Genomic DNA, 20,863 nt, shown 5'->3' with positions numbered 1-20,863 from the left:
AGCCTTGATGACCCGGAATGATTAAATCGGTTTCACAGTGATTGAAATGTCTCGCGTCCTCTGCTTCTTCTTTTCTGGCAAGGACCTTAGCAGGAGAAGGCCATGGGATTCCCTGGAACATGGATGACCGAAAGCGAAAGCCTCGTCTATCGCGTCGTGCCGAAATGTGCGTGTTCGACCATCGGTCAGATCATGTTCTATTCCGATCACGGCGAATTCTTCGACGGGGACATCCACGATTCGACCAGCGGGCTGCACAAGTGGTCCCAGCCTGAAAGCCAGCCGCTGATCGAGGCGAACGCCAAGGCGCATCGCAGCCCGACCTTCACCGTCGTCCGCAACCCCTATACCCGCATCCTGTCGTCGTTCTTCGACAAGATCTGCGGCATCCAGCGCAACGGCAAACGCTATCGCGGGAACATGGTGCCGCTCTTGATCCAGCGTTACGGGATCGAAGTGGGCGGGCCGGACGGCACGGAGGAGTTCGACCAGATCAAGAGCTTCCGCCGCTTTTTGCTGTTCGCGCGCGACACCATCCGCTGGAAAAAGCCGATGGACCCGGACATCCACTGGTCGGCCATGTCGGGCCACATCTCCACCTTCATCGTGAATGGCGGGAAATACGACCAGATCTTCTTCACCGAAAAGTTCAACGACGGGATGCAGAAGGTTCTGGATTCGGCGGAGACCAAGCACAAGGTCGATCTGAAAACCATCCCGCGCTTCAACGAATCCGAAGGCCACGGGCCGAAACGGGCGCACCCGGTGGAGGATTATTTCGACGACCTGTCGATGCATCTGATGTGGGAAATCTACAAGAAGGATTTCCAGCTGTTCAAATACGACTTCGACAATCCGGGCAACAAGATGCCCAAGGCCGAGGTGGACCTGAAAGAGGTCCACCGCCGTCTGGGCGACTGATGCCTACAGGCCCTGCGCGCGGTAGATGTCGCGCAGGTCCACCTCCGGCCGGGCGCCGATGTGGGAAATCACCTCGGCCGCGGCCAGGCAGCCCATCCGTCCGCACTCGGCCGGCGTGCGCCCGTTGACCAGCCCCCACAGGAAGCCCGCCGCGAACAGATCGCCCGCGCCGGTGGCGTCCACCACGGTCGTCGGTTCGGCCGGAACGTGCCACCGCTCGCCCCCCGTCAGGATATGCGCGCCGTTCGCGCCGTCGGTGCAGGCCACGATCGCCGCCTCGGCCGCCGCCTGATCCAGGGCCGCGTCCAGATCGTCGGTCTGATAAAGCGAGATCATCTCGGCCCGGTTGGCGAACAGCAGGTCCACGTCGTCCCGCACCAGCGCGCGGAACGCCGCGCGGTGACGCTCCACGCAGAACGGATCGGACAGGGTGACCGAAACGCGGCCCCCGCCCTGTTTCGTCGCGGCGATGGCCTTGGCGAACGCCTCCTTGCTGTCCGGCCCGTCGAAACGATAGCCTTCCAGATACAGCCAGTCGGCATCGGCCATCGCGCCGGGGTCGATGTCGTCCGGCCCAAGGAATTCCGACACGCCAAGATAGGTGTTCATCGACCGCTCCCCATCCGCCGTCACGCAGACCAGGCAGCGGCCCGTCTCCTGCTCGGTCGTGGCGGGGGCGAGCGGGGTGTCGAACACCGCGCCCTGCGCCCGCAGGTCATGGGCGAAGATCGCGCCCAACTGGTCATCGCGCACCTTGCCGACATAGGTCGTGCGGGCCCCCATATGCGCCAGCCCCGCGATGGTGTTCGCCGCCGATCCGCCGGAAATCTGCCGCGTCGGGCCCAGGGCATCGTAAAGCGCGACCGCCCGCTCCTGATCGATCAGCTGCATGATCCCCTTCTGGATCCCGTGACGGGCCAGGAAATCGTCCGGCGTAGGGGCCAGAACATCGACCATCGCGTTGCCGATGCCGGCGACCTGAAAGCGTTTCATGCGGTTTTTTCCTCGAACAGGCAGTGGTCGTTGATGGGGCAGATGCCACAGCGCGGCTTGCGCGCCAGACAGATATACCGCCCGTGCAGGATCAGCCAGTGATGGGCGTGAAGCGCGAATTGCGCGGGGATTTGGTCCTCCAGATGCCGCTCCACCGCCTCCACATCCTTGCCCGGCGCCATGCCGGTGCGGTTGGCCACGCGGAACACATGCGTGTCCACCGCCATGACGGGCTGGTGGAACCACATGTTCAGAACGACATTCGCCGTCTTGCGCCCCACCCCCGGCAGCGCCTGCAGCGCCGCACGCGAGGACGGCACCTCCCCCCCATGGACATCCACGAGGATGCGGCTGAGCTTCATGACGTTCCTGGCCTTCTGACGAAACAGGCCGATGGTCTTGATCGCGTCCAGCAGCGCGTCTTCGCCCAGATCCAGCATCTGCTGGGGGGTGGTGACGCGGGCGAACAGCCCCCGCGTGGCCTTGTTCACCCCCGCATCCGTCGCCTGCGCCGACAGGGCGACCGCGACCAGCAGCGTATAGGCGTTCACATGCTCCAGCTCGCCCTTCGGTTCGGGGTCGATGCCGTGCAGGATCGCAAAGATCGCGTGAATATCGTGATAGGGAAGTTGGCGCGCCATCCCAAGGGTATGGCAGCCGGACACATTCACGGCAAGTCCCCGCCGAGGCACCGGCGGAACCTTCCCCCGCCCATCGCCGTTCTATAAGAGTTTCACGCGCCATTTCAGGCGCATTCGCGAAGACGAGGCGACATCATGAAGTTCAAGACACCTATCGCAATCGGCGCCGTGGCGTTTCTGGGTCTGGCCGCGTGCCAGGATCCCTATGGCACGGGCGTCGGCAATTCGGCCTATGCCAACCAGCGCACGACCGCGGGGGCCGCAACCGGCGCCATCATCGGCGGCGTGCTGGGCGCGCAATCGGGCAGCAACCGTGACGCCAAGATTGCCGGCGGCGCCATCGTCGGCGGCATTCTGGGCAGCGCGATCGGCGCACAGATGGACCGTCAGGCCGCAGCGCTGCGCGCCTCCACCAGCTCCAACGTCGGTGTGCGCAACACGGGCAACGAACTGGTCGTGACCATGCCGCAGGACATCCTGTTCGCCACGAACAGCGCCTCGCTGCGTCCGGACCTGCAGGCCGACCTGCGCGCCGTGGCCCAGAACCTGATCCAGTATCCGAACTCCAACATCCAGATCGTGGGCCATACCGACAACACGGGCAGCGCATCGCTGAACCAGAACCTGTCGGAACGCCGCGCCGGTGCGGTGGCCCAGACGCTGATCTCCAGCGGTGTGCCGTCCAACCGCGTGTCGTCCTATGGCATGGGCTTCAACCAGCCGGTGGCCTCGAACGCGACGGCTGCGGGCCGCGCACAGAACCGCCGCGTGGACATCGTGATCCGCCCGACGCAATAAGCGCGGGCCACGGACAGGAAAAAGGCCGGTCTTTCGACCGGCCTTTTTTAATGCAGTTTCGCAGCCACCTGATCGATCGACCGATCGATCGAGGCGGATCGCGCCTCTGGCGTCATTTGCTTGGAAAGAACCTCGGTCGCGGCGGCCACGGCCACCGCAATGGCCCGCTCGCGCACTTCCTTGACCGCGCCGGCTTCGGCCGAGGCGATCTGGTCCGCCGCCGCCTGCATCCGGCGATCCACCGCGTCCTTCAGCGCAAGCTTGGCCTGATCGGCCGCCGCCATGGCGTGCTGCCGGGCCTTGGCGACGATGCGCTCGGATTGCTCCATCACATCTTTCTGCTTGCGCTCATAAGAGGCCAGCAGCGCCTTCGCTTCTTCGCGCAGCGCGCGGGCTTCCTCCAGCTCGCTGCGGATATCCGTCGCGCGCTTGTCCAGAACGCCCACGATCTTGCTGGGAACCTTGAACCAGACCAGGATCCCGACAAAAACGAGGAAGCCGAGAAGAACGACGAAGTTGGAATTGCCCAGGGACAGGAACTCGCCCCCCGCCGCAAGGGCCGGTGTCGCGACAAGCGTCAGAAGAATGGCAAGGGTCTTCATGGCTTATCCTTTCACGCGGGCGGCGACAGCCGCATCGACCGACGCATCGGCCTTGCCACCCAAGGCCGCGACCAGCGCCTGCGCGGTGTCGGTTGCCACCTCGGACACGCTTTGACGCATTCCGGCCCGGATTTCCGAAATCCGAACCTCGGATTCGGCGGCGCGCGTGGCGATCTCGGCATCCGCCTGCGCGATCGCCTGCTGCAGTTGCGCGTCGATCGACGCCTTCGTTTCGGCGGCGATGTCCGCCGCGTCCGCCCGTGCCTTGGCCAGCGCCGCGTTATAAGCGGCCTCGGCATCCTTGGCCTTCTGCTTCAGCTCTTCCGCCGCCAGCAGGTCGTTGGTGATCGCGCCACGCCGCTCGGACAAGACCGAGGCGACACGGGGCAGACCCACGCGGGTCAGGATCAGATAGATCGCGACCAGCGCCACCAGCAGCCAGAAAATCTGGTTGGGATAGCTGGAAAAGTCGAGTTGCGGCATCCCTTGCACGACGGGTGCATCGGTGGCGGCCGCTTCGGTCACCGTTTCAACGTCATGTTGCATGAATACCCTCCGCGTCAGCAAGGATCAGGCCGAAGGGGCGTTGCACCCCTTCGGCCCAAGAACAGATGACGGCGGTGATCAGACCGCGAACATCAGCAGCAGGGCGATCAGGAACGAGAAGATCCCGAGAGCTTCCGCGAACGCGATGCCGACGAACAGGTTGGCCAGCTGGCCCGGGGCTGCCGACGGGTTGCGCAGGGCGCCCGACAGGAAGTTGCCCGCGATGTGACCCACACCGATACCGGCCGCGCCACAACCGATGGCGGCCAGACCGGCGCCAATGAACTTGCCCATCAGTGCAAATTGAACGAGATCGCCTTCCATAGTCATTCTCCTTATGGAATTGGGTATTAAAAAGTCGAACCGGTGTCAGTGATGGGCTTCGCCGACGGCGTCGCGCAGATACACACAGGTCAGAATGGTGAAAACATACGCCTGAACGAGCGAGACCAGAAGCTCCAGCCCGTAGATGGCGGTGACGGCCCCGATGGCCACGGGCGAGATCAGGACGATCGACGCAAAGCCCGCGAACACTTTCAGAACCGCGTGCCCGGCCATCATCGTGCCCGCAAGACGGACGGAATGGCTGACGGGACGCACGAAATAGGAGATAAGCTCGATCACGGCGAGGATCGGGCGCACCGGCAGCGGCGCCGCCTCGACCCAGAAGAGCTTCAGAAAGCCCGGACCCTTGCGGACGAACCCGATGACGGTGACCGACACGAACACCATCAGCGCCAGCGTCGCCGTCACGGCCACATGGCTGGTGGTGGTGAAGGAGGCGGGGACAAGGCCAAGCAGGTTCGCGAACAGCACGAACAGGAACAACGTCATGATGTAGGGGAAGTATTTCGCCCCATCCTTGCCCACGACGTCATGCACCATGTTGTGGATCAGGCCATAGGCCATCTCGGCCACGGACTGGCTGCGGGTCGGGATCATGGCGCGGCGGCGCGTGCCCAGCACCATCAGCGCCAGAACGCAGACCACGGCCAGCGCCAGCCACAGCGTCACGTTGGTGACGGTGTACCACTGGATCGGCCCGTCGCTGAACAGCGGGCGGACGACGAATTGCCCCATCGGGTCGATCTTGAAACCGCTTCCGTCCGTTTCAACTGCCACGCCGTCCATCCTCATCCTTGCGGGCACCTTCGCCCGAAATCTGTTTCGCCTGCACGTCGCGGGCGCTTCGCATCATCGTCCGCACCCCGGCGATGAAGCCAAGAAGCGTGAAGATGATCAGGAACAGGGGCAAAGTGCCGAGCAGCACATCCAACCCGTATCCCAGTCCGAACCCGATCAGCAATCCGGCGACCAGTTCCGTCACCATCCGCCAGCCGACCTCGCCCGCCGAGAATGCCTTGCCCACCTCACCGGAGTTGCGCTCCGCCTCGGGGCCCCTCAATTTCGTCAGCCGCGCCTCAAGCGCGCGCAGCCGTTCGGGATCGGGGTTGTCGGACATGGCACGTCCCTTCACAGTCCCGAGAGGGATTAACCCTCCCTCCCCCTCAAGTCAAGCATCAGGGGCAAGGGTGCAAGCCACTGAGAATGCAACAAATTCCCCACCCGCGTCGATCTGCGCGCGAATGTCGCACCGCCCCTTCGTCAACCCGAAGGTTGAACGTCGATTGACCGCCCGCCCCTTCCGGCCCCATACCGGATGGATGAACGACAATCTGGACAAAGTCTTCGCGGCGCTGGCCGACCCCACCCGGCGCGGCATTCTTGCGATGCTGCTGGAGGATGACATGGCGGTGACCGATGTGGCCGCCCCGTTCCAGATGTCGCTGGCGGCGGTGTCGAAGCACCTTCAGGTTCTGGTCGATGCGGGGCTGATCACCCAGGAACGCCGGGGCCGTCTGCGCTGGTGTCGGCTGGAACCGGACGCCCTGCGTGCGGCGTCGGTGTGGATGCGGGCCTTCGGTCAGGTCGATCCTCTGGATCTGGACGCCTTCGAACGCTTTCTTGCGGCCGAGCTCAGAAGCTGACGGTCACGCCCGGAAGCTGCAATTCGTCCATGAGGTCCCGCACCTCCTGCCGCGCCGCGATGTTGGAGAGGTTGAGGCTGCCGACCCCCATATCCTTCAGGTCCAGCAGCGTCAGGCCGCGCGGAAACAATTCGCGGAACACCACCCGTTCCGAAAACCCCGGCGCCACGCGAAAGCCGATGCGGCGCGACAGATCCTCAAGCGCGGCCCCCACCTTCTTCTTGTTGTGCATCTGCTGCGCGCCCAGACGGTTGCGCAGCACGATCCAGTCAATCGGCTTCAGCCCCGCCTGCGCCCGCGTCTGCCGCGCGTTCCAAACCATCTCGGAATAGATCGACGGCCCCTTCACCTTGCCGGTTTCCGGGTCGATCCGGGCCAGAAGGTCGAAATCCACGAAACTGTCGTTCAGCGGCGTGATCAGCGTGTCGGCCAGCGTATGCGCGACCTGGCTCAGCCGCGTATACGATCCGGGGCAATCGATGATGATGAAATCCGAATCCGGCTCCAGCCGCGCCACACCCTCGGCCAGCCGTCGATCCATGACATTCTCGCCGGGGGCCAGCGTCGCCTCGTCCACCTCCGGCAGGGGGAGATAGGTCGGGGATGGCAGGTCGGTCCCCGTGCGGTTCAGGAAGGCCAGCCGGTTTTCGGTATAACGGCCGAAGCTGCGCTGCCGCACGTCCAGATCCAGCGCCCCCACGCGATGCCCCGACCGGACCAGCGCGGTCGCCACATGCATGCAGGTCGTGGATTTCCCCGACCCGCCCTTCTCGTTGCCCACGACGATGATATGCGCCATGACGCGTCCCCCGAACTTTTCCCAACCGGCTATCGGTTGTCACGTTCCCGTGCAAGGGGCGGGGGACCGATCCGCCACGGCCTGTGGCGCGCAAAGCAAAAGGGCGCGAGGTTTCCCCCGCGCCCTGTGCAACACGATGCAGATCGGATCAGAAGCCCAGACCGGCGTATTTGTTCTTGAACTTCGACACGCGGCCGCCGGTGTCCATCAGGCGGCTGTTGCCGCCGGTCCAGGCCGGGTGCGCCAGCGGGTCGATGTCCAGCGCCATCTGCTCGCCTTCCTTGCCCCAGGTGGAGCGGAACTTGTGCACGCTGCCGTCGGTCATCTTCACGTCGATGAAGTGATAGTCGGGATGGATGTCTTTTTGCATGGATCCGCTCCTCAGGCCTTGGCTTTGTAGTTCGTGACCTCGGCGATACGGGCCGATTTGCCGCGACGCGACCGGAGGTAGTAGAGTTTCGCGCGGCGCACGCGGCCACGGCGAACCACCTCGATCGAATCGATGTTCGTCGAATAGAGCGGGAACATACGCTCCACGCCTTCGCCGAACGAAATCTTGCGAACGGTGAACGAGGCCGCCAGCGTGGCGCCGCCCTTGCGCGAGATGCAGACGCCTTCATAGTTCTGCACGCGGGTCCGGGTGCCCTCGGTCACCTTGAAGCCGACGCGCACGGTGTCGCCAGCCTTGAAGTCGGGAATGGTCTTGCCAAGTTCGGCGATCTGTTCCGCTTCGATCTGTGCGATCAGGTTCATCGCATATCCTTTTCAAATCTCGTGGTATTCCACGATGTGATGCCGCCTGAGCGCTCTCAGTCTTCGCCCGGGTCCCTACCGTGTCGCGCACAGTAAGCCCGCCAGAGATCAGGCCTGCGTTCCTTTGTCAGCCTTTCGGCCAGATCCTTCCGCCAGCGGGAGATGTTCGCGTGATGGCCGGACAGAAGCACTTCCGGGATCTCGCGGTCCTGCCAGACCGAAGGTTTCGTGTATTGCGGAAATTCAAGAAGACCGGCCGAGAAAGACTCTTCCTCGGTCGACGCATGATTCCCGATGACGCGCGGTATAAGGCGAACGGTGGCGTCGATCAAGGCCTGCGCCGCAATCTCGCCCCCCGTCATGACGAAATCGCCAAGGCTCACCTCCTCGATCCCGTAATGATCGATGACGCGCTGATCCACCCCTTCGAACCGGCCGCACAGCAGGGTCACCCCCGGCCCTTCCGACCAGCGCTGCGCCATGGCCTGATCGAAGGGCTTGCCGCGGGGCGACAGATAGATCACGGGCGATCCCGGCGCGGCCTGCGCCGCCGCCTGGTCCAGGGCGCGCGACACCACGTCGGGGCGCAGCACCATCCCGGCCCCGCCCCCCGCCGGCGTGTCGTCCACATTGCGGTGCCGCCCTTCGCCGAAGGGGCGCAGGTCGATCGTGTCCAGCGCCCAAAGCCCCAGATCCAGCGCCTTGCCGGTCAGCGACAGGCCCAGCGTGCCCGGAAACGCCTCGGGGAACAGGGTGATGATCTGCGCGCGCCACGCCCCCACCACGCGCACATCCGCCATCAGATCGCGCGGCTGAACCGAGGCGCGGATGGACAGGCGGCCGTGGGATTTGGGGGTGGGGTCGGTCATGTCAGGCGCCCTGTTCCACCCGCCGCTCTTCCTCGGCGGTGGATTGGGCGGCGCGGAAGATGGCCATGACCTCCTCGGGGGCGCTGGCGCGGCGCAGGGCCTTGACCACCGCCGGCTGCCGCAGGATGCGCGCCGCCTGCGCCAGGGCCGACAGATGCTGACTGGTGTTGTCCTTGGGCAGAAGCAGCGCCATGACCAGATCGACCTTGTCGCCGTCCACCGCCTTGTAATCCACCCCCGGCGTCACGCGGGCAAAGACCACCATCGGCGTCTGCACCCCGTCGCAGGTGCAATGCGGCAGGGCGATGCCCCGACCGATGCCGGTGGACCCCAGCTCTTCCCGCTGGGTCAGTTTTTTCAGGACACGTGTGGCGTCCAGATCCCATATATCCGCCACGCGGGCCGAAAGTTGCGTCAGAAGGTCCGCCTTGTTTTCGGCGGCGATGTCCAGAAGCAGCCCCTCGGGGCGGAGAAGATCGGAAAGTGCCATGAACGACCTGTCATAAGGGAAAGCCCGCCCGGATCGTCCCGGACGGGCGGCGCCCGAGGGCGCGGATGTCAAAGGGCGGCGGCCAGCGCGCGGGCCAGATCGGTCCGCTCCCAGCTGAAACCGCCATCCGCCTCGGGCGCGCGCCCGAAATGGCCATAGGCAGCGGTGCGGGCATAAATCGGACGGTTCAGGTCCAGATGCTCGCGGATGCCGCGGGGCGACAGGTCCATGACCTTGGGGATCGCCGCCTCGATCGCCGCCGGATCGACCGCGCCCGTGCCATAGGTGTCGACATAGACCGACAGGGGCTTGGCGACCCCGATGGCATAGGAAATCTGGATCGTGCACTTCTTGGCCAGTCCCGCCGCGACCACGTTCTTGGCCAGATAGCGCGCGGCATAGGCGGCCGAACGGTCCACCTTGGTCGGATCCTTGCCCGAAAACGCGCCGCCGCCATGGGGGGCCGCCCCGCCATAGGTGTCGACGATGATCTTGCGGCCCGTCAGGCCCGCATCCCCGTCCGGCCCGCCGATGACGAAGGTGCCCGTCGGGTTGACCCACCATTCGGTCTTGTCGGTCAGCCAGCCCGCGGGCAGAACCTCGCGGATATACGGTTCGATGATCGCGCGAATATCGTCCGAGGTCTGATCCTCATGCAGATGCTGGGTGGACAGCACCAGCGAGGTCACCTCCACCGGCTTGCCATCCTCGTACCGCAGCGAGATCTGCGATTTCGCATCCGGCCCGAGCGTCGGGGCCGCGCCCGATTTCCGCGCCTCGGCCAGACGGCGCAGGATCGCGTGGGAATAAAGGATCGGGGCGGGCATCAGCTCCGGCGTTTCGTTCACGGCATGGCCGAACATGATGCCCTGATCGCCCGCGCCGTCCTTGTCCACGCCCTGACTGATATGCGCCGATTGCGGATGCAGCAGGTTCAGGACATTGACCGTGTTCCAGTGGAACTTGTCCTGCTCGTATCCGATATCCTTGACGCAATCGCGCACGATCCCGTCGATCCGGCCCAGATAGTCGTGCAGGCGGGTCTGATCGGCCAACCCGACTTCGCCCCCCACCACGACCTGATTGGTGGTGGCGAACGTCTCACACGCCACGCGCGCCATGGGTTCCGCCTCAAGGAACGCGTCGAGGATCGCATCCGAGATGCGGTCGCAGACCTTGTCCGGGTGCCCCTCCGACACGGATTCGGAGGTGAAGACGTAATTCTTGCGTGACATGAAAATGCTCCGATGAATGATCCCCGTCACGTCAGGAAGCCGTTGTGACGGTTCGATGACCGCATCGCTATCCCCCTATCACAGGGGCGTCAACCGTTCGTTTCGGCAGGGCCGCGTTGCAAGCAGCGCAGCCATCAGCGCCAGAAGAACCAGAACAGGCACGTCGCCCGTGCGGGAATAAAGGGTGGGGGGCAAGGCCCCCGGCAGGGCCGCATCCAGCTTTCCCGCCACCCCCATCGGCAGGTCCGACAGGATGCGACCCCGCGCGTCGATCACCGCCGATACGCCGGTATTGGCGGCGCGCAGCAGCGGCAGCCCCTGCTCGATCGCGCGCAATCGCGCCTGCGCCAGATGCTGATAGGGGCCGGTCAACGTGCCGAACCACGCGTCGTTCGTGGCCTGCAGCAGCCAGTCGGGACGCACCGGCGCGGCGGCCACATCCTGCGGAAACACCGCCTCATAGCAGATCAGCGGCAAGGCCCGCGTGGCCCCCAAGGTCAGCACCTCCGGCCCCGGCCCCGCGCTGTAGCCATTGCCAAGCTGGGCGGCGAAGGCGCGGATGCCCACCCGCGCCAGCGTATCGCCGAAGGGGATGTATTCGCCGAACGGCACGAGGTGGTGCTTGTCATAGATCGGACCCACCTGCCCGTCCGGCGCGATCACGGCCAGCGAATTGAACGCCCGCTCCCCCTCCAGCCGCTGAATGCCCACGACCGAAATCGCGCCCTGCGCGGCAAAGGCCACCTCCGCCGAGAGGGTGTCGTCCAGCAGATAGGGGATGGAGGTTTCGGGCCAGACGATCAGGTCGGGCGACCCCGGCGCGGCGCTGAGTTCCAGCCCGCGCTGGAGCAAGGTTGCGGCGCGGTCGGGGTCCCATTTCATCGCCTGCGCGGCGTTCGGCTGGATCAGGCGGACGGTCTGCCCCGGCGCGGCAGGGTCCGGCTGGTCCAGCCGCCACGTCCCCGCCCCGAAGGCCGCCGCCAGCCCGAGGACCGCCGCCGCCGCCCCCCGCCACCGGAACGCCACCTGCAACGCCGCCAGAAGCGCCGTCATCAGCGTAAGACCCACCGGCCCCACCCAGGCCGCCAGCTGCGCCGGGGCCCACCCGATCCAGACATGCCCGACCAGCGCCCAGGGGAACCCCGTCAGGATATGGCCGCGCACCCATTCCATCGCCGTCAGGGCCACGGCAAAGGCCACGGGCCGCAGCGCGGGACGCACGAGGGCCGACACGGCCCCCGCCCCCCCCCAGAACAGCCCCAACCCGACCGAGATCAGCACCACCGCGAACGGGGCCATCCAGCCATAGGTCAGCGGATCGACCAGAAACGGCTCGACGATCCAGTTCAGGGACACCGCGAAATAGCCCGCCCCCGCCAGATGCCCGATCCACCAGCCACGGCCCACGCCCCCCTGCCCGATGAGGACACACAGGCCGCCCAGCGCCGCCAGCGTCACGAACCACCAGCCCAAGGGGGCCTGCCCGACCGCCATGGCGGCACCAAGCGCGAAGGCCGCGCATGTGCGCGGCCAATCGGGAACGTGCCGGAACAGGCGCCGCACGGGTGGGATCAGACCGACGGCACCGCATCGCCCTTGGGCAGATGCACGCGCAGACGCTTGATGCGGCGGGGATCGCCGTCCAGAACCTCGAACCGGACGCCGCTTTCGTGCTCCACCACCTCGCCCTTCTTGGGCACGCGGCCGGCCCGCACGAAGATCAGGCCACCGATGGTGTTGACGTCCTCGTCATCCTCGGCCCCGCGCAGGTCGATGCCCGTGGCCTTGCGGAACGCATCGACCGACGCGCGCGACTGCACGATGTAATCGCCCTGACGGTCCTGCACCCACAGGGCGCCCGCCACCTCGTCATGCTCGTCGTCGATCTCGCCGATGACCGTCTCGATCAGATCCTCGATCGTGACCAGACCGTCCACCCCGCCATATTCGTCGATCACCAGCGCCAGATGCATCCGTTCGCGCTGCATCTTCTGCAGCAGGGTGCCCAAGGTCATCGACGGCGGCGCGAACATGATCGGGCGCAGCAGGGCGCGCAGATCGAACGGTTCGTCCGAGGTGAAGTCGTGCTTCAGCGCCAGATCCTTCAAGAGGATCATGCCCAGCGGATTGTCCAGCGACCCGTCAAAGACCGGAAGCCGCGAATACCCCTCGCGCCGGAAGGTGGCCACCAGATCGGACAGGCCGATATCCACCGAAACGGCCACGATCTCGGCCTTGGGGACGGCCACATCATCCACCCGAAGGCGGCGAAGATTGGCGATGCCGGAGGTGTCTTCGTCCGCGTCATCGCTCAGTTCGTCCGTATCGTCGGGCGAAAAGGCGCTGAACAGGCGGCCGAAAAAGCCGCGCCCCTCCTTTTCAGAGGCCGTATCCCGTTCGGGATGGCCGTCGCGTTCGGTGGGCGGGGGGGGTGAGGTGAGAGTGTCCACGACGTTACGTCGCGATATGTCCTCTGCGGTGTCCTGCGCGCGTTGCGCCGCAGGAGAGCCGTCGATGCTGCTTCCCATTGGTCCTTCTGACGGATGCGACGCCCCAGATGGGCGACAGGTCCAATATGGGGCATAGGGGGGCCGTCTGGCAAGACCTACGTCACGTAGGGATCCTTGATGTGAAGCGTGGCGAGGATGCGGGTTTCCGTCCCCTCCATCAGCTCGGCATCCGCATCGGTTTCGTGGTCGTATCCCAGAAGATGCAGGATGCCGTGGACGACCAGATGCGTCACGTGATCCTGCGGGGATTTGCCCTGCGCCTCCGCCTCGGCCATGCAGGTGTCCCAGGCGATGGCGATGTCGCCCAATTCGTCGGGATCGTCGTCATCGCCGCCCGACAGGTCGGGAAGGCCCCCCGGCTCTCCGGCCGCGCGATCTTCGGACGGCCAGGACAGGACGTTGGTGGGCTTGGCCTTGTCGCGGAATTCGCCGTTCAGGCGGGCGATTTCCGCGTCGTCGCAGCCCATCAGCGCCAACGTCACGCCATGAACGCCCAAGGTGGCGAAGGTCGCCTCCGCCGCGCGCGTGGCAAGGGCCGGAAGGCCAAAGGCCTCCCAGCGGTCATCTTCGATTACGGTATCAACCAGCGGTTCCATCGGCGGCGTCATACGCCTCGATGATGCGGGCCACAAGCGGGTGCCGCACCACATCTTTGGAATTGAAGTAGTTGAAGGACACGCCCCGCACGTCCTTCAGGATACGCTCGGCGTCCTGCAACCCCGACGCGGTGCCGCGCGGCAGGTCGATCTGCGTCCGGTCGCCGGTGATGACCATGCGGCTGCCCTCGCCCAGACGGGTCAGGAACATCTTCATCTGCATGGTCGTGGCGTTCTGCGCCTCATCCAGCACCACGAAGGCGTTGGCCAAGGTCCGCCCGCGCATGAAGGCCAGCGGCGCGATCTCGATCCGCTTGTCCTCCATCAGCTTGGCCAACTGCTTCTGCGGCAGGAAATCGTTCAGCGCGTCATAAAGCGGCTGCATGTAGGGATCGACCTTCTCCTTCATGTCGCCGGGAAGGAAGCCGAGCCGTTCCCCCGCCTCCACCGCCGGACGGGACAGGATGATCTTCTCCACCGCGCCCGACAGAAGCATGGTCACGCCCACGGCCACGGCCAGATAGGTCTTGCCCGTGCCCGCCGGTCCGATGCCGAAGACCAGTTCATTGTCGAACAGGTTCGCGACATAGGCCTTCTGCGCGTCGGTCCGCGGCTCCACCGGCTTCTTGCGGGTGCGGATCTCGTGCTGGCCGGGCTGGAACATCTCCATCTGCAGGGCGGTGTCGCCGAAGACGTTGCCCGACATGCGCAAGGCCCCTTCGATGTCGCCCGACACAAGGCCCCGGCCCGATTCCAAACGGGCATACATGCCTTTCAGCACCGCCATCGCCTGATCCCGCAACGTCTTTTCCCCCAGGATCACCAGCCGGTTGCCCCGGCGCACGATCTGGATGCCCAACTGATGTTCGATCTGCGCCAGATTGCGGTCATATTCGCCGCACAGGTCGATCAGCAGGCGGTTGTCGGGAAATTCCAGATGCGACTCGATGGCCTCATCGGCACGTTTCGGGGGGGTCAGAGCGCTGATGCCCAAGGAAATCTCCCTTTTCAAGGCGGTGGCTGCCCCTTGAATGTGGGGGCATCATCCCCCCGAGGCAAGCATTTTGCAGCCCAAGGGGGTGAAGATATTGCGACAGCCCCGTATTCCCCGCCGAAATCTAGAGCCGCACCGCCGCGAGCGAGTTGGTGGAGGCCGCGGTGATGCGCACCCGCACCAGATCGCCCACCGTGCCGTTCGCGTCATCGACATGCACCGCGTGCAGATGGTCGGACTTGCCCACCATCTGCCCCGGCAGACGTCCGGCCTTTTCATACAGAACGCCCACCTCGCGCCCGACCATGGCATCCTGCGTCGCGCGCTGCTGCTGGGTGATCAGGGCCTGAAGCTCCTGCAGGCGGGCGTCGCCCACCGCTGCGGGAAGTTCGGGCTTTTCGGCCGCCGGGGTGCCCGGACGCGCGGAATACTTGAAGCTGAAGGCCGATCCGTAATGAACCTCGCGGATCAGGTCGAGCGTGGCCTGATGGTCGGCCTCCGTCTCGCCCGGGAAGGCCACGATGAAATCCGACGACAGGATCAGATCGGGCCGGGCGGCGCGAATGCGCTCGATCAGGCGGATGTAGTGTTCGGCGGTGTGCTTGCGGTTCATCGCCTTCAGGATGCGGTCCGATCCCGACTGCACCGGAAGATGCAGATAGGGCATGAGCTTGGGCTCCTCCCCATGGGCGGCGATCAGGGCATCGTCCATGTCGTTGGGGTGGCTGGTGGTATAGCGGATGCGCTCCAACCCGTCGATCTTCGCCATCTCGCGCACCAGCTGCGCCAGCGTCCAGTCGCCCCCGTGATAGGCGTTGACGTTCTGGCCCAGCAGCGTCACCTCGCGCACGCCGCGTTCCACCAGATCGCGCGCTTCGGTCAGAAGGCGCTGCGGGTCGCGGCTGACTTCCGCCCCGCGGGTATAGGGCACGACGCAGAACGCGCAGAACTTGTCGCACCCTTCCTGCACCGTCAGGAACGCGGTCGGCCCGCGCAGGGCCTTGCGCTTGGGCAGGTGGTCGAACTTGTCCTCGGTCGGAAATTCGGTGTCCACGGCGGGCGCACGCCCCGCCACCATGTCGGGCAGCCGGTGATAGGTTTGCGGGCCCACCACCAGATCGACCAGCGGCATACGGCGGATGATCTCCGGCCCCTCGGCCTGGGCCACGCAGCCCGCCACGCCGATCTTCAGATCGGGCTTGGCGGTCTTCAGCGGGCGCAGGCGGCCAAGATCGGAATACAGCTTCTCCGACGCCTTTTCGCGAATGTGACAGGTGTTCAGAAGCACCATGTCCGCATCCTCGGCCGTGTCAGTCATGACATAGCCTTCGGCGCCCATGGCCTCGGCCATCCGCTCGCTGTCATAGACGTTCATCTGACAGCCGTAGGTCTTGATGAAAAGCTTCTTGGTCATGGTGGCCCCTCGCGGAATCCGCGCCTTCTACAGAAAAACCCGTGGCGGGGCAATCGAGCCTCTTGCCCTGACGCCCCCGCTTCCCGCATTCTGCGCCCGAACGGCAAGGATGGACGTATGCGATACCGCACCCTGGACGACGCGATCAATGCGGACATCTTCAAGAAGGGCCCCGTTGCCGTCATCATGGCCGAAGACGCGACCGAGATCGTGTCCAGCCTGCGCCGTGCCGGACGTCTGGGCTTCGGCTGCATCCTGCTGCTGGCCCATGACGACATCGCCGTCCCCCCCGAGGATGAGGCGCGGGTTCACCGCATCGCCTACAACGTCCATGCCGAAGGGGCGATGATGCGGGCGATGAACACGCTCATCGCCGCCGCGCCGGGGATCTGGTTCCACTACTGCTTCAACGGCGAATACCTGTTCTTCCCGTTCTGCGAAACGCGCGACGTGCGCGAACTGATCGCCTTTCATACCGAGGAACGGCGCTATGCCTTCCTGTCCTATGTCGTCGATCTTTACGCAGGCGATCTGTCGCGCAACCCCAAGGCCGTCTCGCTGGAGGAGGCGTTTCTGGACCGGGCCGGATATTACGCCCTTGGCCGTCCCGACCCCGCCAATCACGGGCACCCCAAGGACCGCCAGCTGGATTTCTTCGGCGGCATCCGCTGGCGGTTCGAGGAACATGTGCCCGCCGAACGGCGGCGGATCGACCGGATCGGCCTGTTCCAGGCCAAGGCGGGGCTGGAGATGCGCCCCGATTTCACCTTCAACGACGAGGAATACAACACCTATTCCTGTCCGTGGCACCACAGCGCCACCACCGCCGTCTGTTCGTTCCGCGCGGCCAAGGCCCTGAAGTCCAACCCCGGATCCCGTTATGACATCCACGATTTCCGCTGCCATTATTCGGTGCCGTTCCAGTGGAAATCGCAGCAACTCATGGATCTGGGGCTGATGGAACCGGGGCAATGGGTCTGACCCGCCCGGCAGGGAACGGGCGCGGAGGTCCCCCCCCGCGCCGCGCCCGTCAGAACGTCAGCCCGAAGGCCAGCCCCCCCAGCAGATAGATCACGCCGGTGATCATCATGATGCCGATGATGTTCAGCACCACGCCCCCACGGGCCATCTGACCGATCGTCACCTTGCCCGATCCGAAGACGATGGCATTGGGCGGGGTTCCGACCGGCAGCATGAAGGCGCAGGTCGCGGCCAGGGCTGCGGGAATGATCAGCAGCATCGCATCCACGCCGATGCCCAGCGCGACGCCCCCCAGGATCGGGATGAAGGTGGCGGCGGTCGCGGTGTTGGACGTCACCTCGGTCAAAAACAGGATGATCGTCACCACGGCGGCCACCAGCAGCAGCGTCGGCAACCCGCCCAGACCCGAAACCTGCGCGCCGAACCAGTCGTCCAGACCCGAAGCCCCGACGGCGGAGGCCAGGCTCAGACCGCCCCCGAACAACAGAAGCACCCCCCAGGGCAACCCGTCCTCGGCATCCTTCCAGTTCAGGACCATCGTCGTCTTGCCCTTGGCGGGCAGGATGAACATGACCACCCCGGCCAGAATGGCGATGACCGTGTCGTTGAACCCGCCCAGCCACGGGAAGGCGGCGGCGATGAAGGGGATGTTGGTCAACAGGCTGGGCAGGATCCACAGCGTGGCGGCACCGACGAACACCGCAAGCACCATCTTCTCGCCCTGGCTCATGGGGCCAAGATCGGCGATCTGGCGGTCGATCATCGTCCGCCCGCCCGGAAGTTCCGGCAGATCGAAACGATAAAGGACATGCGTCATCAGCCACCACGCGACCAGCAGGAACACGGCGGCCAGCGGCGTGCCGATGATCATCCACTGCAGGAAGCTGATCGTCACGCCCATCTCATCCGCGGCATAGCCCGCGACGATGGCGTTGGGCGGGCTGCCCAGCAGCGTCCCAAGACCCCCGATGGAGGCGGCCCAGGCAATGGAGAGCATCAGGCAGACCCCGAAGGCCGCGACGTTGGGATCGCGGATCGCGTCGGTGATCGGCTGATCCTCGGCCAGCTGCGCCGCGCCGTCCTTGCGGTCAAGGAACAGGGCGAGGATGGACGTGCCGATCGGCAGCATCATCAGCGCCGTCGCGGTGTTGGACACCCACATCGACAGGAACCCGGTGGAGATCATGACCCCCAGGATGATCCGGCGCGGCTGCATCCCGATGCGGGAAATGGTCAGAAGGGCGATGCGGCGGTGCAGGTTCCACTTCTCCATCGCGATGGCGATCAGGAACCCGCCCAGAAACAGGAACACGATGGGGCTGGCATAGGGCGCGGTGATCTGCCCCACGGTCTGCCCGCTCAGCGCCGGGATCAGCACGATGGGCAACAGCGAGGTGACCGACAGCGGCACCGCCTCGGTCATCCACCAGATCGCCATGAGGGTGGCGATGGCGGCCACGGTGCGCGCATCCGGTCCCAGCCCTTCGGCCCCGCCCAACAGGGCATAGACCACCCCGGCGGCGATCAGCCCGGCCGCGCGCATGATCCAGATGTTCCACTCCCGCCAGGATCGTTGTTCGTTATACTGCCCCTGATGGTTCAGCTCCGGCCTCTCTGACATGATCGCGTCCTCCTCCCCTGCCCCGGCCGGCCTGCGGCGGGGGCGTCTTTTCTCGAACCGGCTACTCTACGGCCCGTCCCTTCTGGCGCAAGGGCCTGACGCGCCCCGGTCCATATGTCGCAGGGGGACCCATATCCGGCCCTGTCCGAAGACGCACCCCGCGAATTTGTCTTCGGGGGCGGTCGGGCTATGTCTGGCCTGCCTTGTTGTTTCGCCCATTTGCGGGCGGCCTCGAAACCGGTGCCGATCGGCACACAAGATGGATGTCCCTGCGCCACGCCGAACGCCTGACCTCGTTCCCCCGCCGGCGCGCCCCTGCCGAAGACAGCCAGACACGGACTGCACCCTTGGGGCCGTGACGCCCCGCAGCCATACACCTTCCCCCTCCCCCCCGTTCCGGCATTTCGGTGCCGGACGACCCATAAGCAAAAAGAGCCGATGACCCTGAAGCCCCCCCTGACCGAACTTGACATCAAGACCGCCGACACCGGATTTTACGACGGGTTCAGCCGCACCGTCGCCGTCACGGCGAAAATCCTGATCGGGGCGTTGATCCTGTGGGCCATCGTGTTCCCGCAAAACGCCGGAAACGTCCTGAACGCGATCAACGCGGGCATCCTGACCATCTTCAGCCGCTGGTACATCTATGTCACCTCGATCTTCCTGCTTCTGTGCGTCGCGCTGGCGCTGATCCCGGCGGCCGGCCGGATGAAGCTGGGAACCGAGGAGGACAGGCCCGAATTCGGCACCTTCTCGTGGTTCTCGATGATGTTCGGCGCGGGCATCGGGGTGGGCATGCTGACCTATGCCACCGGAGAGCCGATTTCGCACTTCTCCAACAGCCCGGAGATCATCACGGGACAGGTCGCCGCCGCCTCGGCGGGCAGCGTTCGCCCGGCCTTCGAATGGTCGTTCCTGCACTGGGGCCTGACCGCGTGGGCGGGATATGCGATCACAGGTATGGCCTTGGCCTATCTCAGCTATCGGCGCGGGCTGCCGCTGACCATTCGGTCGGCCCTGACGCCGCTCTTCGGCACGCGCCTGTCGGGCTGGTTGGGCCATGTCGTCGACATCGTGGCCGTCGTCGCGACCGTGGTCGGCGTGGCGCAGACGCTGGGGTTCGGGGTGGAACAGTTCGTGTCGGGCCTCTACCGCGTCACCGGCGCAGGCTGGCTTTTGAACGTGGAGGGATCGGCCTCGGCCACCGCGATCATCCTGGGACTGCTGATCATCGTCGGCGCGTCCACCCTGTCGGCGGTGTCGGGTGTCGGGCGCGGGATCAAGTGGCTGTCGAACCTCAACATCGGGCTCAGCTTCCTTCTTCTGGCGGTGTTCCTGATCTTCGGCAGCACGCTGGCGGGGCTTCAGGCGTTGGGCTTCGGCATCGTCGACTACCTTTGGTCGCTGCCGATGCGGATGTTCGCCGTCTGGCAACCCGACAGCACGCCCACGGGCGACGCGCTGTCGGCCTGGCAGGGGGCGTGGTCGGTGTTCTACTGGGCGTGGTGGATCGCGGTGGCCCCGTTCGTGGGCCTGTTCCTGGCCCGGATCTCGCGCGGGCGGACGATCCGGGAATTCGTGTTCGGCGCGATGGTGATGCCATCGCTGATGTGCTTCATCTGGTTCGCGCTGGTGGGCGGGACGGCGATCGATCTGGAATTGTCGGGGCTGGCGCAGGGCACGATCATCAACAGCGTCCTGTCGGATCAGCTGTTCGCGGCGCTGGCCGTCATGTTCCCGCCGGCGATGGCCGTCATCCTGTCCGCCATCACGCTGGTGCTGTTGCTCACCTATCTGGTGACGACGGCGGATTCCGCGATCCTGATCGTCAACACCATCAACGCCGCCGGGGATGATGGCCCGAAGACACGGTTGCACGTGCTGTTCTGGGGTATCGCCCTGATCGTGATGGTGGGCGCGCTGCTGATCGCGGGGGGCATTTCCGCGATCCAAAGCGCGATGGTCGTGGGGGCGCTGCCGTTCTCCATCGTGATGGTCCTGATGGGGGTGGCCCTTGTGAAGGCCATCATCAAGGACAACATGCGCGAACAGGCCAACATCCCCACCACGGTGGAACCGGCCGAATGACCCCCCGGGGCCGGTGCGCGGGGG

Annotated in this window: 24 protein-coding genes and 1 riboswitch; of the genes, 5 read left to right on the top strand and 19 right to left on the bottom strand. The window is 65.4% G+C overall.

Annotated features, from left to right (window positions below; all coding sequences use genetic code 11):
• The first annotated feature begins 102 nt into the window (after positions 1 to 102).
• On the top strand, positions 103 to 921 hold the full coding sequence (locus tag MU449_RS02870) for a sulfotransferase family protein (protein ID WP_244736512.1): 819 nt from the start codon (positions 103 to 105) through the stop codon (positions 919 to 921).
• Positions 922 to 924: 3 nt separating this feature from the next.
• Here MU449_RS02870 and MU449_RS02865 read toward each other — a convergent pair whose 3' ends face one another.
• Together MU449_RS02865 and nth are read right to left on the bottom strand one after the other, a co-directional pair.
• The gene (locus MU449_RS02865; RefSeq protein ID WP_244736511.1) at positions 925 to 1,914 is read right to left on the bottom strand and encodes an adenosine kinase; all 990 of its coding nucleotides are present in this window, start codon (positions 1,912 to 1,914) and stop codon (positions 925 to 927) included.
• Entirely contained in the window at positions 1,911 to 2,555 is a 645-nt protein-coding gene (gene nth, locus MU449_RS02860) for an endonuclease III (RefSeq protein ID WP_244736510.1), read from the bottom strand. Before nth ends, MU449_RS02865 begins: the two co-directional genes overlap by 4 nt.
• Positions 2,556 to 2,690: 135 nt before the next feature.
• Here nth and MU449_RS02855 point away from each other — a divergent pair, with 135 nt between their 5' ends.
• Positions 2,691 to 3,353, top strand: a complete 663-nt coding sequence (locus MU449_RS02855; protein ID WP_244736509.1) for a YiaD family glycine zipper/OmpA-like lipoprotein — start codon at positions 2,691 to 2,693, stop codon at positions 3,351 to 3,353.
• A gap of 47 nt (positions 3,354 to 3,400) precedes the next feature.
• Here the strand turns inward: MU449_RS02855 and MU449_RS02850 are convergent, their stop codons facing one another.
• The 5 genes from MU449_RS02850 to MU449_RS02830 form a co-directional block, all read right to left on the bottom strand.
• Positions 3,401 to 3,955, bottom strand: coding sequence for a F0F1 ATP synthase subunit B (locus tag MU449_RS02850; RefSeq protein ID WP_244736508.1), 555 nt, complete (start codon positions 3,953 to 3,955; stop codon positions 3,401 to 3,403).
• A gap of 3 nt (positions 3,956 to 3,958) precedes the next feature.
• Positions 3,959 to 4,501 (bottom strand): F0F1 ATP synthase subunit B', encoded by a 543-nt coding sequence (locus MU449_RS02845; RefSeq protein WP_244736507.1) that lies wholly within the window; start codon positions 4,499 to 4,501, stop codon positions 3,959 to 3,961.
• 78 nt (positions 4,502 to 4,579) lie between these two features.
• Positions 4,580 to 4,825: a F0F1 ATP synthase subunit C gene (locus MU449_RS02840; RefSeq protein WP_244736506.1), complete on the bottom strand. Its 246-nt coding sequence runs from the start codon at positions 4,823 to 4,825 to the stop codon at positions 4,580 to 4,582.
• 45 nt (positions 4,826 to 4,870) lie between these two features.
• Complete coding sequence (locus MU449_RS02835) at positions 4,871 to 5,632, bottom strand: F0F1 ATP synthase subunit A (protein WP_280517626.1); 762 nt, start codon at positions 5,630 to 5,632, stop codon at positions 4,871 to 4,873.
• A complete protein-coding gene (locus tag MU449_RS02830) occupies positions 5,613 to 5,963 on the bottom strand; it encodes an AtpZ/AtpI family protein (protein ID WP_244736504.1) in 351 nt (116 codons plus the stop codon). The genes MU449_RS02835 and MU449_RS02830 overlap by 20 nt, the downstream gene beginning before the upstream one ends.
• Before the next feature lie 202 nt (positions 5,964 to 6,165).
• Here MU449_RS02830 and MU449_RS02825 point away from each other — a divergent pair, with 202 nt between their 5' ends.
• The gene (locus MU449_RS02825) at positions 6,166 to 6,489 is read left to right on the top strand and encodes an ArsR/SmtB family transcription factor (RefSeq protein WP_244738941.1); all 324 of its coding nucleotides are present in this window, start codon (positions 6,166 to 6,168) and stop codon (positions 6,487 to 6,489) included.
• Here the strand turns inward: MU449_RS02825 and MU449_RS02820 are convergent.
• The 11 genes from MU449_RS02820 to miaB all read right to left on the bottom strand — a co-directional run bounded on the left by MU449_RS02820 (position 6,479) and on the right by miaB (position 16,149).
• Positions 6,479 to 7,288 (bottom strand): division plane positioning ATPase MipZ, encoded by an 810-nt coding sequence (locus MU449_RS02820; protein WP_244736503.1) that lies wholly within the window; start codon positions 7,286 to 7,288, stop codon positions 6,479 to 6,481. The two genes, MU449_RS02825 and MU449_RS02820, sit on opposite strands and share 11 nt — an antisense overlap.
• Before the next feature lie 148 nt (positions 7,289 to 7,436).
• Complete coding sequence (gene rpmE, locus MU449_RS02815; RefSeq protein ID WP_244736502.1) at positions 7,437 to 7,658, bottom strand: 50S ribosomal protein L31; 222 nt, start codon at positions 7,656 to 7,658, stop codon at positions 7,437 to 7,439.
• Positions 7,659 to 7,669: 11 nt separating this feature from the next.
• Positions 7,670 to 8,041: a 50S ribosomal protein L19 gene (rplS, locus tag MU449_RS02810; protein WP_244736501.1), complete on the bottom strand. Its 372-nt coding sequence runs from the start codon at positions 8,039 to 8,041 to the stop codon at positions 7,670 to 7,672.
• A gap of 56 nt (positions 8,042 to 8,097) precedes the next feature.
• The gene (gene trmD / locus MU449_RS02805) at positions 8,098 to 8,910 is read right to left on the bottom strand and encodes a tRNA (guanosine(37)-N1)-methyltransferase TrmD (protein ID WP_244736500.1); all 813 of its coding nucleotides are present in this window, start codon (positions 8,908 to 8,910) and stop codon (positions 8,098 to 8,100) included.
• Between the two features lies 1 nt (position 8,911).
• Positions 8,912 to 9,400, bottom strand: a complete 489-nt coding sequence (locus tag MU449_RS02800) for a PTS sugar transporter subunit IIA (protein WP_244736499.1) — start codon at positions 9,398 to 9,400, stop codon at positions 8,912 to 8,914.
• Positions 9,401 to 9,468: 68 nt separating this feature from the next.
• Entirely contained in the window at positions 9,469 to 10,635 is a 1,167-nt protein-coding gene (gene metK, locus MU449_RS02795; RefSeq protein WP_244736498.1) for a methionine adenosyltransferase, read from the bottom strand.
• Between the two features lie 5 nt (positions 10,636 to 10,640).
• Positions 10,641 to 10,689: riboswitch (SAM-SAH riboswitch) on the bottom strand.
• Between the two features lie 24 nt (positions 10,690 to 10,713).
• On the bottom strand, positions 10,714 to 12,129 hold the full coding sequence (lnt, locus tag MU449_RS02790) for an apolipoprotein N-acyltransferase (RefSeq protein WP_244738939.1): 1,416 nt from the start codon (positions 12,127 to 12,129) through the stop codon (positions 10,714 to 10,716).
• A gap of 77 nt (positions 12,130 to 12,206) precedes the next feature.
• The gene (locus tag MU449_RS02785) at positions 12,207 to 13,163 is read right to left on the bottom strand and encodes a hemolysin family protein (RefSeq protein ID WP_244736496.1); all 957 of its coding nucleotides are present in this window, start codon (positions 13,161 to 13,163) and stop codon (positions 12,207 to 12,209) included.
• Positions 13,164 to 13,240: 77 nt separating this feature from the next.
• Positions 13,241 to 13,741 (bottom strand): rRNA maturation RNase YbeY, encoded by a 501-nt coding sequence (ybeY, locus tag MU449_RS02780; protein ID WP_244736495.1) that lies wholly within the window; start codon positions 13,739 to 13,741, stop codon positions 13,241 to 13,243.
• Positions 13,725 to 14,735 (bottom strand): PhoH family protein, encoded by a 1,011-nt coding sequence (locus MU449_RS02775; protein ID WP_244736493.1) that lies wholly within the window; start codon positions 14,733 to 14,735, stop codon positions 13,725 to 13,727. Before MU449_RS02775 ends, ybeY begins: the two co-directional genes overlap by 17 nt.
• A 124-nt stretch (positions 14,736 to 14,859) precedes the next feature.
• Complete coding sequence (gene miaB, locus MU449_RS02770; RefSeq protein ID WP_244736492.1) at positions 14,860 to 16,149, bottom strand: tRNA (N6-isopentenyl adenosine(37)-C2)-methylthiotransferase MiaB; 1,290 nt, start codon at positions 16,147 to 16,149, stop codon at positions 14,860 to 14,862.
• Positions 16,150 to 16,266: 117 nt separating this feature from the next.
• On the opposite strand from miaB, the gene MU449_RS02765 reads away from it, so the two are divergent.
• Positions 16,267 to 17,130: a hypothetical protein gene (locus MU449_RS02765; RefSeq protein WP_244736490.1), complete on the top strand. Its 864-nt coding sequence runs from the start codon at positions 16,267 to 16,269 to the stop codon at positions 17,128 to 17,130.
• A gap of 49 nt (positions 17,131 to 17,179) precedes the next feature.
• On the opposite strand, the gene MU449_RS02760 is transcribed toward MU449_RS02765, so the two are convergent.
• Positions 17,180 to 18,751 carry an SLC13 family permease gene (locus MU449_RS02760; RefSeq protein ID WP_244736489.1) on the bottom strand — a complete coding sequence of 524 codons (1,572 nt, stop codon included), beginning with the start codon at positions 18,749 to 18,751 and terminating at the stop codon, positions 17,180 to 17,182.
• Positions 18,752 to 19,189: 438 nt separating this feature from the next.
• Between MU449_RS02760 and MU449_RS02755 the strand changes: the two genes are divergently transcribed.
• On the top strand, positions 19,190 to 20,839 hold the full coding sequence (locus MU449_RS02755; protein ID WP_244736487.1) for a BCCT family transporter: 1,650 nt from the start codon (positions 19,190 to 19,192) through the stop codon (positions 20,837 to 20,839).
• The last annotated feature ends 24 nt before the right edge of the window (positions 20,840 to 20,863 follow it).

This window comes from Falsirhodobacter halotolerans (genome assembly GCF_022899245.1).
Classification (GTDB): domain Bacteria; phylum Pseudomonadota; class Alphaproteobacteria; order Rhodobacterales; family Rhodobacteraceae; genus Falsirhodobacter; species Falsirhodobacter halotolerans.
This window is presented reverse-complemented; position numbering and strand designations above follow the sequence as displayed.

Excerpts from the sequence above, each read along its gene's own strand:
- rpmE (WP_244736502.1), bottom strand. The coding sequence starts at position 7,658 with ATGCAAAAAGACATCCATCCCGACTATCACTTCATCGACGTGAAGATG.
- MU449_RS02865 (WP_244736511.1), bottom strand. The coding sequence starts at position 1,914 with ATGAAACGCTTTCAGGTCGCCGGCATCGGCAACGCGATGGTCGATGTT.
- MU449_RS02835 (WP_280517626.1), bottom strand. The coding sequence starts at position 5,632 with ATGGACGGCGTGGCAGTTGAAACGGACGGAAGCGGTTTCAAGATCGAC.
- MU449_RS02870 (WP_244736512.1), top strand. The coding sequence starts at position 103 with ATGGGATTCCCTGGAACATGGATGACCGAAAGCGAAAGCCTCGTCTAT.
- trmD (WP_244736500.1), bottom strand. The coding sequence starts at position 8,910 with ATGACCGACCCCACCCCCAAATCCCACGGCCGCCTGTCCATCCGCGCC.
- MU449_RS02825 (WP_244738941.1), top strand. The coding sequence starts at position 6,166 with ATGAACGACAATCTGGACAAAGTCTTCGCGGCGCTGGCCGACCCCACC.
- metK (WP_244736498.1), bottom strand. The coding sequence starts at position 10,635 with ATGTCACGCAAGAATTACGTCTTCACCTCCGAATCCGTGTCGGAGGGG.
- MU449_RS02820 (WP_244736503.1), bottom strand. The coding sequence starts at position 7,288 with ATGGCGCATATCATCGTCGTGGGCAACGAGAAGGGCGGGTCGGGGAAA.
- MU449_RS02765 (WP_244736490.1), top strand. The coding sequence starts at position 16,267 with ATGCGATACCGCACCCTGGACGACGCGATCAATGCGGACATCTTCAAG.
- MU449_RS02755 (WP_244736487.1), top strand. The coding sequence starts at position 19,190 with ATGACCCTGAAGCCCCCCCTGACCGAACTTGACATCAAGACCGCCGAC.
- MU449_RS02845 (WP_244736507.1), bottom strand. The coding sequence starts at position 4,501 with ATGCAACATGACGTTGAAACGGTGACCGAAGCGGCCGCCACCGATGCA.
- rplS (WP_244736501.1), bottom strand. The coding sequence starts at position 8,041 with ATGAACCTGATCGCACAGATCGAAGCGGAACAGATCGCCGAACTTGGC.
- ybeY (WP_244736495.1), bottom strand. The coding sequence starts at position 13,741 with ATGGAACCGCTGGTTGATACCGTAATCGAAGATGACCGCTGGGAGGCC.
- MU449_RS02800 (WP_244736499.1), bottom strand. The coding sequence starts at position 9,400 with ATGGCACTTTCCGATCTTCTCCGCCCCGAGGGGCTGCTTCTGGACATC.
- MU449_RS02855 (WP_244736509.1), top strand. The coding sequence starts at position 2,691 with ATGAAGTTCAAGACACCTATCGCAATCGGCGCCGTGGCGTTTCTGGGT.
- MU449_RS02760 (WP_244736489.1), bottom strand. The coding sequence starts at position 18,751 with ATGTCAGAGAGGCCGGAGCTGAACCATCAGGGGCAGTATAACGAACAA.
- MU449_RS02840 (WP_244736506.1), bottom strand. The coding sequence starts at position 4,825 with ATGGAAGGCGATCTCGTTCAATTTGCACTGATGGGCAAGTTCATTGGC.
- MU449_RS02830 (WP_244736504.1), bottom strand. The coding sequence starts at position 5,963 with ATGTCCGACAACCCCGATCCCGAACGGCTGCGCGCGCTTGAGGCGCGG.
- miaB (WP_244736492.1), bottom strand. The coding sequence starts at position 16,149 with ATGACCAAGAAGCTTTTCATCAAGACCTACGGCTGTCAGATGAACGTC.
- MU449_RS02850 (WP_244736508.1), bottom strand. The coding sequence starts at position 3,955 with ATGAAGACCCTTGCCATTCTTCTGACGCTTGTCGCGACACCGGCCCTT.
- MU449_RS02785 (WP_244736496.1), bottom strand. The coding sequence starts at position 13,163 with ATGGGAAGCAGCATCGACGGCTCTCCTGCGGCGCAACGCGCGCAGGAC.
- nth (WP_244736510.1), bottom strand. The coding sequence starts at position 2,555 with ATGGCGCGCCAACTTCCCTATCACGATATTCACGCGATCTTTGCGATC.
- lnt (WP_244738939.1), bottom strand. The coding sequence starts at position 12,129 with ATGGCGGTCGGGCAGGCCCCCTTGGGCTGGTGGTTCGTGACGCTGGCG.